General features: G+C 45.6%; 12 protein-coding genes and 2 tRNA genes. 9 read left to right on the top strand and 5 right to left on the bottom strand.

The annotated features are described in order from the left end of the window. The first annotated feature begins 5 nt into the window (after positions 1 to 5). Both SBG41_RS05300 and gatC read left to right on the top strand, forming a co-directional pair. Positions 6 to 1,010: an MBL fold metallo-hydrolase gene (locus SBG41_RS05300; RefSeq protein WP_317894516.1), complete on the top strand. Its 1,005-nt coding sequence runs from the start codon at positions 6 to 8 to the stop codon at positions 1,008 to 1,010. 22 nt (positions 1,011 to 1,032) lie between these two features. Beyond that, positions 1,033 to 1,329, top strand: coding sequence for an Asp-tRNA(Asn)/Glu-tRNA(Gln) amidotransferase subunit GatC (gene gatC / locus SBG41_RS05295; RefSeq protein WP_317894515.1), 297 nt, complete (start codon positions 1,033 to 1,035; stop codon positions 1,327 to 1,329). Between the two features lie 27 nt (positions 1,330 to 1,356). Here gatC and SBG41_RS05290 read toward each other — a convergent pair whose 3' ends face one another. Beyond that, a complete protein-coding gene (locus SBG41_RS05290; protein WP_317894514.1) occupies positions 1,357 to 2,181 on the bottom strand; it encodes a BtpA/SgcQ family protein in 825 nt (274 codons plus the stop codon). A gap of 184 nt (positions 2,182 to 2,365) precedes the next feature. Beyond that, positions 2,366 to 2,785, bottom strand: a complete 420-nt coding sequence (locus SBG41_RS05285) for a thioredoxin family protein (protein WP_317894513.1) — start codon at positions 2,783 to 2,785, stop codon at positions 2,366 to 2,368. A gap of 85 nt (positions 2,786 to 2,870) precedes the next feature. Here SBG41_RS05285 and SBG41_RS05280 point away from each other — a divergent pair, with 85 nt between their 5' ends. Together SBG41_RS05280 and SBG41_RS05275 are read left to right on the top strand one after the other, a co-directional pair. Beyond that, a complete protein-coding gene (locus SBG41_RS05280; protein ID WP_317894512.1) occupies positions 2,871 to 3,284 on the top strand; it encodes a secondary thiamine-phosphate synthase enzyme YjbQ in 414 nt (137 codons plus the stop codon). A gap of 1 nt (position 3,285) precedes the next feature. Beyond that, the gene (locus SBG41_RS05275; protein ID WP_317894511.1) at positions 3,286 to 4,476 is read left to right on the top strand and encodes a nicotinate phosphoribosyltransferase; all 1,191 of its coding nucleotides are present in this window, start codon (positions 3,286 to 3,288) and stop codon (positions 4,474 to 4,476) included. Here the strand turns inward: SBG41_RS05275 and SBG41_RS05270 are convergent. Both SBG41_RS05270 and SBG41_RS05265 read right to left on the bottom strand, forming a co-directional pair. Continuing rightward, positions 4,450 to 6,573, bottom strand: coding sequence for a hypothetical protein (locus tag SBG41_RS05270; RefSeq protein ID WP_317894510.1), 2,124 nt, complete (start codon positions 6,571 to 6,573; stop codon positions 4,450 to 4,452). The two genes, SBG41_RS05275 and SBG41_RS05270, sit on opposite strands and share 27 nt — an antisense overlap. A 172-nt stretch (positions 6,574 to 6,745) precedes the next feature. Further along, a tRNA-Met gene (locus tag SBG41_RS05265) sits at positions 6,746 to 6,822 on the bottom strand. Positions 6,823 to 7,015: 193 nt separating this feature from the next. Between SBG41_RS05265 and SBG41_RS05260 the strand changes: the two genes are divergently transcribed. Beyond that, positions 7,016 to 7,372 carry an MGMT family protein gene (locus SBG41_RS05260; RefSeq protein WP_317894509.1) on the top strand — a complete coding sequence of 119 codons (357 nt, stop codon included), beginning with the start codon at positions 7,016 to 7,018 and terminating at the stop codon, positions 7,370 to 7,372. A 341-nt stretch (positions 7,373 to 7,713) separates the two neighbouring features. Further along, entirely contained in the window at positions 7,714 to 8,859 is a 1,146-nt protein-coding gene (gene twy1 / locus SBG41_RS05255) for a 4-demethylwyosine synthase TYW1 (RefSeq protein ID WP_317894508.1), read from the top strand. 5 nt (positions 8,860 to 8,864) lie between these two features. Here twy1 and SBG41_RS05250 read toward each other — a convergent pair whose 3' ends face one another. Beyond that, on the bottom strand, positions 8,865 to 9,596 hold the full coding sequence (locus SBG41_RS05250; protein ID WP_317894507.1) for a DUF2208 domain-containing protein: 732 nt from the start codon (positions 9,594 to 9,596) through the stop codon (positions 8,865 to 8,867). A gap of 337 nt (positions 9,597 to 9,933) precedes the next feature. Here SBG41_RS05250 and SBG41_RS05245 point away from each other — a divergent pair. The 3 genes from SBG41_RS05245 to gcvPB all read left to right on the top strand — a co-directional run bounded on the left by SBG41_RS05245 (position 9,934) and on the right by gcvPB (position 13,248). Beyond that, positions 9,934 to 10,040, top strand: a tRNA-Thr gene (locus SBG41_RS05245). Between the two features lie 272 nt (positions 10,041 to 10,312). Further along, a complete protein-coding gene (gcvPA, locus tag SBG41_RS05240; protein ID WP_317894506.1) occupies positions 10,313 to 11,689 on the top strand; it encodes an aminomethyl-transferring glycine dehydrogenase subunit GcvPA in 1,377 nt (458 codons plus the stop codon). Further along, a complete protein-coding gene (gcvPB, locus tag SBG41_RS05235; protein ID WP_317894505.1) occupies positions 11,686 to 13,248 on the top strand; it encodes an aminomethyl-transferring glycine dehydrogenase subunit GcvPB in 1,563 nt (520 codons plus the stop codon). The genes gcvPA and gcvPB overlap by 4 nt, the downstream gene beginning before the upstream one ends. Positions 13,249 to 13,257 lie beyond the last annotated feature (9 nt).

Below are 13,257 nucleotides of genomic sequence, written 5' to 3'. Positions count from 1 at the left end.
GTACCTTGGGCTACGATATACCAGCAATAGTTGCCGAGACTGGCGCAATATTGCTCGGCAGTTACATTGCGGTAGACGGTTATTATCCGAGAAGAAGGATACGTATTGTTACTCACATACATGAGGATCATACTAGAGGTCTTGCGCAAAGCATACGTGAGTCAGACTTCATTGCAGCGACACCGCTTACGCTTGACTTGCTCGAGGCATTAGGGAAGAGAGTGCCTCCAGCCAAGAAGCTAGAAATGCCGTACGGGGTTAGAGTGCGTATAGAAGATGATATAGTTGAGCTTAGAAAGGCTAACCACATACCCGGTGCTGCTGAAGTAATAGTTGAGCTTAGAAATGGTCTTCAAGTAGGTTATACTGGGGACTTTAAACTACCAGGCACTGAGATACTGAAGGGATTAGACGTCCTTGTAATAGACGCTACCTATGGGCTTGAAGAACACATACGGCCTTGGCAAGATGAAATGGAATACATCTTAAGCGATATCGTCAGAGAGGGACTCATACATGGCCCAGTTCATCTATATGCGTATAATGGTAAAGTAGAAGAAGTCATGCTTATTCTACGAAGATTTGACATAGATGCACCCTTCATAGTGAGTAGACGCGTTTACAATACGACAAAAGTGCTCTGCAAACACGGCTATTGTATAAATGACGTGTATATCGCTCGATCCAAGGCGGCTGAAGAAGCGCAACAGTACGGATACTACGTACAATTCCACCACTATTCTTCGTGGTGGAGTAGACGTAGACAGTACAGAGGAACACATATACTTCTTACGGGATGGGAGCTACGCGAACCGTATCGCCAAATTTCTCCAAATGAGTGGATAGTTTCGTTTAGTGATCATGCAGATTTCCGTCAGCTAGTTAATTACGTCGAAGAAGCAAAACCAAGATTACTCATTGTCGATGCATATCGCGGAGGACGTTCAGCATATTATTTTGCCTCCTATGTCTCTAAGCGTCTTGGAATAGAGGCCCTAGCTATGCCTTAAGCCTTGAGGGGTGATCGTTGGAGTGAGCAAAGAAGACGACGAGATTACTCGTCTTGCATGGTTAAGCCGAATAACACTTGATGATGATACTAGAAAGCGTATCACCGAGAGGATGAATGCCGCTAGGAAAATTGTTGACAGGCTCCTCCAGGCGAACGTTGAGGGTATAGAGCCTCTTTATCACCCACAAGAGGGGCAAGCCGGGTTCCTTAGAAGGGATGAACCCAGCAGCCGTGATTTTGACCTCGACACTGCTTTGAAGAATGCGGCACGCACTGAGGAGAAGTTCATAGTAGCGCCTAGAACCGTTGAGGAATAAGTGACTAGAGTTTACTGTGCTACTTGTTTAGTTCGCTATCTTTGCTGTTATTCTTAGCTCTCTGACTACTGAGGCCAATTTGGCTGCACGTTGCGGATCAATAGGCATTTTTGTTGAGCCGCCGTGCTTTATGTATGTGCCGACTATGAAGCCGTCTGCGAGGTTCCAGTAAGCCTTTATATTTTCGGCTGTTATACCACTGCCTATTATTATTGGCTTTGTTTTAGCTAGTTGACGTATTGCTGCAACGTAGCCTGGGCTTGGGGCTTCCGAGGTGGCACGACTTGTTACTATGATTGCATCCATTCTCCCTCGGGATACGCAGTCATGAACTACGTCGCTAAGTGGCCTCTCTCCTAAAGGACTACTATGTTTTACATCTACGTCGGCAAAGACGGCAACATGTCTATCGAGTCTTTGTCTTAATTTCTCAAGCTCATGAGATATCGGCATCAGCAAGCCCTCGCCGGACACTCTTACTTCGCAGTACGCGTTTATTCTCACAAAGTGGGCGCCAGCAGCATAAGCTGCTGCAAGGCCTTGGAGCCCGGCATTTCGTAATAAGCTTATTCCGACTTTTAGCCCAGTTTCACGTATGACTTCTCGTGCAATCACTGTAATAGATGATAGAACAAGGTCATTTACTCTGACTGAATAGGGATTATCAGAATAATTTTCAAGTATTACAGCGTCGAAACCGGCTTCTTCAAGCTTCTTTGCCTCGGCAACACTATATTCTATTACTCTATCAATACCCGAATAACCTATAATTGAGCCAGGTAAAGGTGGTAAATGGACAACTCCGATCAAAGGCTTGAGTCCAAAACCCGGAATGCGATACTCTGATCGCATGCCTAAGCGCCTCTTAATACGTTTTCAAGTACGTTGCCGTTCTGATAGGCACCCATACTCGTTAAACCAATATTAAGCCTTACAAATATTCACATCAACTTGGCGTTATGAGGAGACGCTGTCCCCGAGGCGACCCTCGAGGGATGAAGCTCCTCCCCCTTTGCCGACGCTGCTTGGTAAGGTCCTATTGTTCCTTAAAAACCTCTTTAACTATGTTGAGTATGCGCTCTTCTAGTCGAGATTCCTGAGTAGCTCCCATGATTACGTCAGCTACATGTCCATTTACGAAAATTATGGTCGTTGGTATATTGTCAACCGAGTATCTATCAGCTATTTCAGGTGCTTGGTCAGTATCTAGGTAGACAAAGACTATTCCTTTCTCAGGATTCGCCAGCTTTCGTGCAACTCTTTTGAATACAGGCGTATAGGCTTTGCACGGATTGCACCAAGGTGCTGAAAACTCTACTACAACTACTTTATATTTTGACAAGATCCTATCAAAATCGTCCTTTGTTGCATAGATAAGTGGGTCTCCAAGCTCCTTCTCAATAATCTTTATTTTTTCGTTGATAAGCATTTTTAGTTTTTCAACATCCTCGCTCATTCAGCTATACACCCTCTTCCTTACTCTGCCAGAGCTACACCCTTTAATTCACTGCCTTAGAGTTATCAGAACGGGGTTCTAGGTATTGAAAACCTTCTTCAAAGAAATCGTGATAAATACATCAAAAAGACTCGAGGCAATAAACATAACTCGCTACGTCGAGGAGGCTGTACGCGAAAGCGGAATACAAAATGGCATTTGCTTAGTATTTGCACCACATGCTACAGCGGCAATAATAGCAAATGAGTTTGAGCCCGGACTCATAGATGATTACATAGAATTCATTAAACAAGTTTTTAAACCAGATTATAGATGGAAACACAACCTTATAGATAACAATGCTCACGCACATCTAGCATCTGCCGTGATAGGGCCTTCACGCATTTTCCCTGTAAAAGACGGTAGACTTGTACGTGGAACATGGCAAGAAATTATTCTCCTAGAGCTTGACGGTCCTCGTAGCTCTAGGAGAATAATAGTAGAGGTTTTGGGTGAGTAAATTGGCTCAACCTAGGCTCTATGTCGCGTCTCCCGAAGATATAATCAAGGGAGAAGTCACTGATGTATACTTTAGGCGTACTAGGAAGATTTTGGAGGAAAAAGGCTTATGTGATGTACTGGTTAGGGCAGAACTTCACGCATATAGTCTTCCTAAGGGATATGAATGGGCTGTTTTTGCTGGGCTGGAAGAGGCATTAGCAATTTTAAAAGGCAAGGACATTAATGTCTACGCTTTACCAGAAGGAACGATATTTCAGCCACGAATTCCCTTAATGATCATTGAGGGGCCGTACTGCGAGTTCGCCGAGTTCGAGACCGCAATCCTCGGTGTGCTACGGCACGAATCGAGTATTGCAACAAAAGCTGCCCGTATGAAGCTGGCTGCAGGAGACAAGCCTGTTCTCTTCTTCGGGCTTCGCGCACTCCATCCAGCAGTTGCCCCTATGGCTGATAGGGCAGCCTATCTTGGTGGTTGTGATGCTGTCTCCGGAACTTATTCGGAAAAGGCTCTTGGACTTAAACCACAGGGAACTATGCCCCATGCACTAATAATTGTGTTCGGCAACCCCGTTGAGGCTTGGAAGGCCTTTGACGAAGTTGTTGAGAGCGATGTGGCTCGTGTAGCGCTTGTAGACACGTTTTACGATGAGCGCTATGAAGCACTCTTGGCCGCGAGAACGCTTGGCGAGAGACTAGCTGCCGTAAGGCTTGATACCCCGAGCAGTAGGAGAGGCAACATGCGCCAAATAGTTGAGGAAGTAAGATGGACGCTAGACCTACACGGATACAAGAATGTTAAGATAATAGTGAGTGGAGGGCTTGACGAGGAGAAAATAAGAGAGCTACGAGACGTAGCTGACGCATTCGGAGTTGGAACTTCTATAGCGTTTCCACCCAGCATAGATATAAGCATGGACATAGTGGAGGTGCATAAAGAGGGTAAATGGATACCCATTTCTAAGCGCGGAAAGCTCCCTGGAGCAAAGAAGGTTTATCGGTGCAAAACACTCGAAGACATAGTAATCCCCTGGCAAGAGGAACCAAAGACCATGTGCAGCAACGGCAAGCCACCAAAGCCCCTGCTACAACTCTATATCGAAAGAGGCAAGCTTGTCAGGGACTTACCGAGCCTTGAGCAGATAAGAAGCTACGTACTGTCACAGCTAAAGGAGATTGGCAACTCCAGCTAGCTTTCTTCCCTCAAGTACTGCAAGATTTAACATTATTTCTCTATTACTAAACCTGAGCAGCTTCGACATCCCTCTACACGTTAGCAGCAACTTGCATTCAGCGCTAAAGTCGTCACCATTAACCAATATTTCTGAGCCACTCGACACTACTCCGTTGCATGTAAATGTACAGCTGCATTCTTTGGGACAAACTATCCTATACAGACAGTTCTCTTCACGACCACACGATTCGAAGAGAACAATTTTCTCCGTTTCAGGGAATGCTGGGCTATCCTCGATGACCCCGTTCCTAGACCATAGTCGTAGTACGTGCTTACCGCTAGCTCGTAGCGCAACAATTCCGGCTTGGACAATATGAGGTATATCGTCAAGCTCAAGTACTACAAGGCCTGGATGCATCGTTGCCTTAACAAGCAGTACGTAACCATTCCTTGTCTCCTCTATGTCGAAATCATCTATTTTTGCGAGCTTCGACTCTACATCTTCGAAGTAAGACTTAGGACTTACTCTTTTCCTCAATAAGAACCCATCCGTGTTAACAAGGCCTAGTAAACAGGGTTGATCTCGCCTTATTACTAATCTTAGAACTTGTTCTCGGCTAGTGGAGTGTTTAGCTAGTACACAATCTTGGCTAACAATTTTATAGTAGTTGTCGCCCAAGGAGCACTTTATACGGAGTAAATCTATACCTTCTACTCCATCTAGTTTGCATTTTACCTCATCATCTATCTTGAATACATTCAATGCTGTAGATCTATAGCATTTCTCATTTTCATTTATGCATATGTAGACATCTTTACTGTTAATAAGCGCATTGCATTCATCCACATTTTTAATTGCTGTTATCGCTTTATCTCCCTGAAATACAACTTCTTTAAGTACCTTATTTCCTATCACTAAATTTGCGTTTATTTCACCATAGGGCTCAAGGATCTCTCCCGGTATCGCGCTAATACTGACAATGCACTTCCCGCACTGCACTCCATAACATATTTCATTGCTAGCTAAAAAGACGCTGATTCTCATGTATATGTCAGTACTATGCTCGTCTGACTGATAATACTGTCCAAACAATTCTTGAATAATATTATTGATACGCGAATCTATCTCGAACTCACTATTGTTTCCTATTCGCCGGCTAATGTATATAGACGTCTTTGCTAGAGGAATTTTACCGAAACTATTATACTCTATATCTACGTATACTTTTGATGACAAAATTTGTGCTATTATTAATTCTTTCCCTGAATCTAGCTTTACAACTGACAATATGTATGGGTGAAGTAAATCTATGTTTTCAGTACTCTTAAACACATCGAGGAATACCTTCGCCGAATAGAATGGAAAGAATGAGGAATTAATTGGTTCCAGGTCGCAAAGCACATATGTATCACCCTTAATGCTTCTACCTTTAGCCATATTTGTACAGGATGCTAGTATCTCTATGTAGCCCGAAGAATCTACCGAGAAAACTATACCGGTGTCATGGCTAACTAGGATTGCTGTATTTGTCGAAGTATCGTATCCTAAAGGCTCTATATTCTCTCTTAGGGGTATATCAACTATCCCGGTAACCGGGGAGACAACTCGAACGAAATCGTCAAATCTTACAGCAATTACCCCGCCTTCGTAGAGTATTGTTTTAGGTTTTATTGATGATATCCGCGTATGCAAAAAGCCTCCAATATCGTCGATAATAGCGAAGTACTCGTTGCCCTTCTTGTAGACAACGGCAAACGTATCAGCTTCCTTAAAAACATTGATTATTTTTATATTGTGTATTGCTTCGCTGCTAACGCATCCAGTGATTCTTGGATATATTGTGATCGATGAGTAAAACCTGTTCTTTGCGACACGATATAGGGCGCGAACACCTCTATAATCAGTTGCTAGCTTATTACACTTACCCATGTCTACTTCATTTCTATCATTGCCCGTTCCTAGTTTTACGAACTGTATGCCCCCTTTCGAGCTTATTTCAATTCCATAGGCATTTTTATACATAGCAACACTATAGGTAGCGCCATTACTTATAGTTAACGAATTAATTATTTTAAAAGGCAGCTCATAAACCATCATTTTCCTTCGAAAGTACAAGAACACCCATATATTATGCTTCAGCATAATACAGTGTAGCAGAGCCCTCTGACACTATTTCACAAGACAACTGTACGCGTAAATGTTATCTACTTGTAGAAGACCTATCATCATTAAGACAAACAGATATTGTAACAGGAAATGGTGGCGGGGGGCCCGCGGTGCGGGCTCTTGGTAGCGGGGGGTGGATTTGAACCACCGACCTCGGGGTTATGAGCCCCGCGGGCTACCAGGCTACCCTACCCCGCTATGTTACCCCGCCATCCTCCATGTTTTATGAAGGTACTAAGTATGGTCCCTCCTCTATATACTTTACGCTATGGAGCCAAGGGTAGGACCTTGCGTGAAGAGATTAAACCTGTGCCCAGAATACTGTGAAAAGATATGGGGATGACTTGACCTCCCCGCAGATGAGCTGACTATGTTTAAGGGTGCTGAAAGGGTGAGCTGGAAGGACCCCCATTCTCGTAGAGAAATTGTATATTTGCTAACCATGCTGGTCCCTGTGGGTCATACTGTTACCTACTCTGTGCTGGCCGAGCTTACTGGGACTTCACCCCGGGCTATAGGTGCCTATATGCGCGCCAACAAGGATATAGTCGTTGTTCCATGCCACCGTGTCGTATCAAAGACAGGGCTTGGTGGTTATAGCAGGGGCTTAGAGTTTAAGAAAAAATTACTAAAAATCGAGGGCGCAATTACTGATAACGGACTCACACATGTAATAAGAAGTGTTGACCAATTTTGGCGTGTCGTGGAAGAAGCAGGAGAAGTAGTGACAGTAATAGATGACCCCTGACTCTTTCTCAGTCCACAGGGAATTCATCACCTCCGCTTCTTCAGCTAGGTGTTGGCTCAGCATGTTGCATGATGAGGACCTTTGGAGCCGAGTGGTGATGTGACGGCGGAATACTGAGTCTATGAATAGCGGGTCGGTCCTGGCCACTTCTATCATCTATCCATTATCGCTCAGTTAAAGGGTGTGATCCTCATCCCGAGCTAAGTCTAAGCCAAGAGACATTATTAAGTGACTATGAAGCACATATTTTCTAAGCACTTGGCGCTCGGATATGCGTTAGCCTTATACTATGCTTTCATGATTTTAACACGCGAATACGGGTAGAGAGGGGAAATACTACTATGCAGGAAGCGAGACTTAGAACAGTTCGCAACAAGAGGTGGAGATACCGAGTAGAAGACTTTCCGGAGCCTTATCGCACACTTTACCGTATACTGGAGAAACAGGGCTATATAATAATAGGCAGACATAGCGCGTACAAGAAATGTCATTGGACCCATGCAGCAATAGTTGAAAATAGGTATTGCTATAAGTGCAAGTTCTACGGAATAGCAAGCCATAGATGTATACAAATGACCCCTTCAGCGCTATGGTGCTGGAACGCATGTCTACACTGCTGGCGCCTACGCCCCACAGATACCCTGTCCTTTGACGAGACTAAGCTTCCATGGGTCGACGACCCTGACCTAATTGTTGAAGGAAGTATCGAGGCGCACAGAGAAGCCGTTATGGGGTACCTAGGACACCCAAAGCTGGATGACGCCATGCGGAAGAGAATAGAAGAAGCAATGAGCCCGCACCACGCAGCTATAAGTCTAACCGGCGAACCCGCACTATATCCACGCCTAGGAGAACTCATACAAGAGTACCATAAGCGCGGAATAACAACATTTCTTGTCACGAGAGGTGTAAGGCCGGATGTCCTAGCAAACCTTGAGGAAGAGCCAACACAGCTCTATATAAGCATTGAGGCCTGGGATAAGAAGAGCTATGAGAAGTTCAATAGACCACTTGTACCAAGAGCCTGGGAACTAACAATGAAGACTCTAGAGCTTCTACCAAGTTTCTCTAGCCCAACCGTAATACGATTCACGCTTGTCCGCAGCTTCAATATACACGAAGAGGCTCTTAAGGCGTGGGCAAAGATGGTGGAGATTTCACAGCCAACCTATATTGAGCTGAAATCCTACATGTATGTTGGCGCCTCAAGGCAAAGACTTAGAAGAGATGACATGCTAAAACACATTGAGGTACTAAGCATTGCCAAGAAGTTTGCCGAAATGACAGGTTACAACATAGTATCCCAGCAGATAGAGAGCAGAGTAGTACTGCTGTCCAGGCTCGAAAAACCGGTACGTGTCGGTGAAGGATGCCCTGAAGGATGGCGCCGTGAAAAAGAAAGGCTCGAACAGATGCTTGAAGAGCTAAAGCAACATGAAAACCTCGATGAGCTTGAATACAGAATGGTTACCGAGAATAAGATATGAGAGGCTTATTGTTTTTCCTTCTTTCTTAGCCCATACCTCATTAGAATCTCATAGAGCCTCCGAGCCTTCATCGTATACAGTCTTATCTTCCCACCCTTAGGCTCCTCTATTTCGACATAGTTCCTCTCCTCGTTAAGAACGACTTTCGTACCCTCGGGAAGAGGAAAGCCAATAACCTTCCCAAGAGAACCTCTGAGCATAATACCTTTATCTGTTACAACGAAGCCCTTAGGCACCATTGGTGCAAGCGGCTTTCCAGCCTTAAGGCCTAGTCTTCGCTGAACTAGGAAGTTCAAAAGAGTCATAGCCTCAAACACACTAAGCCATATTATAAAGCCTGCAATAACTTCACTGCGGACACCAAGCCCGCGGAGACCATCCACTAGACTCTGATAATTACCTCGGATAACCCAGAACAGTGGCAGATACAGGAACACTATTGCAAATGATATCATTGAAGCCTTCATTTGCTTAGAGTATAAGTCTAATAACTCTTCGTCCTCCATAGCTAGCTGTAACGCATTCTCTTCCCGTAATAACTGCCGCGCACGCTCAATGTCTTGTCTCGATACACTAACGCCACCGCTACTTCTAGCGCTATAGGTACTTATCCCTATCATGAGCCCTAGGTATACTAGGAACAACAACCAGACGTAACGCGGAAAAGCAGCAAAAGCATATGATAATACCACGATGTAGATCTGGCTTATTATCATCATTGTTCTCTGTGAGAGCACTCCAAGTCCCCGGAGCAAGGCTTAGTCACAACCCCTTTAAAAACTAAGTAAAATAGCAGGTATAACGTAGATAACTGTGATGAAAAGAGGGAAACCGAGTTAGCAAGTGCTATGAGGAGCATGGCTGAGCGCTGAGTTCACTAAGGAAAACACAACGCTACGCTAGCTACATCGCCTCGGCCGTGGACGGGCTCTATCATTGCCCCCGGTATGGGGCTGTACTAGGCCTGCGTGTCACCTCATCGGCTATTAGGCCCGTTTTTATATGAATGAAGGAATCCCTTTATAAGCCACTGCGTCATGAAAATATAGCAAAAGTACTGGAGACGTGGAGGGCGCCGCCGTAGCTCAGCGGGCAGAGCACCGGCCTCGTAAGCGCCCGCACGTGTCCGCGGGTTCCGAGGGAGCCGGGGGTCCCGGGTTCAAATCCCGGCGGCGGCTCCAAATCCATCGCTGCGGGCCTTCCCAGCCTCTTTCAAATCTTTAAATGGTTAAGTCGTAACTATTCACAACCTGGCACTATATAGCTATTGTTTTATTTCATCTTAATGGGGCTCAGCTACCCCGGAGGGAGACATCCCACTATGGGTTCCTTTGGCATGACTCTCTTCATAGCCCAGGTACTCTTAGAGCAGACTGGGGATATCAAGGCTTAACACTGGCGGTGCTATAGTTTTAGCCCCACGTCTTTCAAGTAGGCTTAGTGGAGGCAGGCCGTGACATATCCCTGGGCACCTTCAGCCAATAACCGCGATAGAGAGGAAATGCTTAGACGCATAGGAGTAAGGGACCCAATGGATCTTTATCGTGACGTGCCGAGAGAGGTCACTCTCAAGGAGCCGCCAAGCGTTGGTTTTGGCAGGATGCTCTCAGAGTGGGAGCTTAGGAGAATAATTGACGAGAAACTTTCAAGAAACAAGTACTTCGCCGATCCACCGCCTTTCCTCGGCGGAGGCATATGTTTTCACTACGTGCCTGCCGTAATTGACGCAATTATTTCGAGAAGCGAGTTCTATACCGCGTATACGCCTTATCAGCCTGAAATTAACCAAGGTCTTCTACAAGCATTCTTTGAGTACCAGAGCCTCATGGCGGATCTCCTTGAAATGGATGTTGTGAACGTCTCTATGTATGATTGGAGCACTGCGGCAGCTGAGGCCTTATTAGCAGCTATGAGGGTTACTCGTCGCCGTAAGCTACTTGTTTCTTCAAATATTAATCCGGAGCACATGGAGGTAATTAGGACATGGCTTATAGGTAAGAACGTCAAAATAGAGGAAGTAGGTTTTGAGAAAGAAAGCGGCAAAATAGATATCAATGAAGTTGAGAAAAAGATTGATAACGAGACAGCCGCTATTTATGTCGAGACACCAAACTTCTTTGGAGTACTTGAGGAGAATCTTGAAGCAATAGCTGATAAGGCGCATGAGCATGGAGCCTTGTTTGTTGTAGGGATAGAGCCTCTCAGTCTAGGTATAGTTAAGCCGCCTGGAAGGTACGGTGCAGACATAGTTGTTGGTGATGCGCAACCGCTTGGGATAGGACTTAACTACGGTGGCCCGCTTCTAGGCATATTTGCTACTAAGTGGGATAGGAAGCTTGTAAGGCAGATGCCGGGCCGGCTCATCGGCCTTACGCGGACAATTGATGGAACGGAACAAGGCTTTGTAATGATACTTCAAACGCGTGAACAACACATACGTAGAGAGAAGGCAACATCCAATATAACTAGTAATGAGGCACTCCTCGCTGTTGCTGCAGCAGCGTACTTGTCTCTTCTCGGAGGCCGCGGTATAAGAGAGTTAGCAAAGACCATATGGATTAGGAGCCACTATACTGCAAAAAGGCTAAATGAAATCGGAGTAAAGGCGCCACTATTTGATGCAGAGTTTTTCAAGGAGTTCGTTGCCCGCTTTCCCAAGCCCTACAGAGAGATACACCGCCGACTTCTAGCAAAGGGCATAATGGGCGGCCTTGATCTCAGGGACAAACCTCCTCTCAGAGACGAGTACTCAGCCCTTTTCTGTGTAACAGAGGCCCATAGTAAGAAAGATATTGATAGACTCGTAGAAGCTATAGGTGAGTTGATGTGACTGTCCTTCGGAGGGGATGGAGACAAGCCAAATGGCCTGAACCACTTATATACGATATAGGCGGTCCTCAGCGAAGCGGCTACATAATACCTTTTAGAGAAGAAGATGACGTAATTAGAGAGAGCCTTGGAACAACACCTGAATCAGAGCTAGCAAAGCGTGGCCTCTTGAGAGAAGAGATGCCAAACATACCGGGTGCGAGCGAGGTAGAAGTCACACGCCACTTTACTAGGCTAAGTCAGATGAGCTATGGTGTGGACGTTGGCCCTGTCCCCCTAGGCTCGTGCACAATGAAGTATAATCCAAAGATCAATGAGGTCCTTACACGCGACCCTAGGATAGCATTCCTACATCCCTATCAGGACGAGGAGACTGTCCAAGGCCTCCTTGAAATGCTATACGAGCTTGAGAAGTGGCTCGCAGAGCTTACTGGTATGGATCGTTGTAGTCTCCAGGTTCCTGCAGGGGCTGCAGGAGAACTCGCCGGTGCGCTAATGATACGTAAATACTTCATTGATAAGAGGGAGAATAGGGATGAAATGCTGATACCAGATTCGGCCCACGGAACTAACCCAGCAAGCGCGGCTATGGCGGGCTTCCGTGTTATAAGAATACCGTCAACGGAGCATGGGACTGTCGATCTTGACGCAATAAAGGCTGTTCTGAGTGCCAAGACTGCTGGCATAATGCTTACTAATCCAAACACCCTGGGAATATTCGAGGACCGCATACTTGAAGTTGCAGAGATTCTTCACGAGAATGGCTCGCTTCTCTACTATGATGGCGCGAACCTTAACGGTATAATGGGTATTGTACGACCAGGCGATATGGGGTTCGACATTGTTCATCTAAATCTTCACAAGACCTTCTCTGCACCACATGGCGGAGGAGGACCTGGGGCAGGAGTTGTCTGCGCCAAAGGAGAACTTGTTGATTATTTGCCGAGGCCCCTCATAGGTAAGAAGAATGGCAAGTACTACTGGGATTACAAGTGCGAGAGATGTATTGGCAGAATCCGTGCATACTATGGAAATATTATTCCTTTAGTGAAAGCATACCTGTATATTGCTGCTCTTGGCGGGAAAGGGCTGAGGGAAACCGCAATACAGAGCGTAATAAACACCAATTACTTTATAGCATTAATGCGGGATGTAAAGGGCTACGAGCTTCCATACGACCCTGATAGGCCTAGAAAGCACGAAGTAGTTTTCTCAGCAAAGCCGCTGGCACACGATACTGGTGTAACAGCACTAGATGTCGCAAAGGCCTTACTTGATAGAGGGTTACATGCACCAACAATATACTTCCCCCTAATAGTTGAGGAGGCCTTGATGATCGAGTTCACTGAGTCCGAACCTAGGAGAGAAATAGAGCGTTATGCAGAAGTGCTCAAAGAAATAGCTGAAACTGCGTACAGGGATCCCAATAGTGTCAAGTCCTCGCCACGTAACACAAGCGTTGGAAGGCTCGACGATGTCTATGCTAATCACCCGAAGTCGGTCACACCGACCTATAGGGTCCTATTGAGAAGAATGCACGGCGAGCAGCTAGTGCTCTAAATATCTAAA

It is taken from the genome of Pyrofollis japonicus (genome assembly GCF_033097485.1).
GTDB classification, from domain to species: Archaea; Thermoproteota; Thermoprotei_A; order Sulfolobales; family Pyrodictiaceae; genus Pyrofollis; species Pyrofollis japonicus.
This window is presented reverse-complemented; position numbering and strand designations above follow the sequence as displayed.

Excerpts from the sequence above, each read along its gene's own strand:
- SBG41_RS05290 (WP_317894514.1), bottom strand. The coding sequence starts at position 2,181 with ATGCGATCAGAGTATCGCATTCCGGGTTTTGGACTCAAGCCTTTGATC.
- SBG41_RS05285 (WP_317894513.1), bottom strand. The coding sequence starts at position 2,785 with ATGAGCGAGGATGTTGAAAAACTAAAAATGCTTATCAACGAAAAAATA.
- twy1 (WP_317894508.1), top strand. The coding sequence starts at position 7,714 with ATGCAGGAAGCGAGACTTAGAACAGTTCGCAACAAGAGGTGGAGATAC.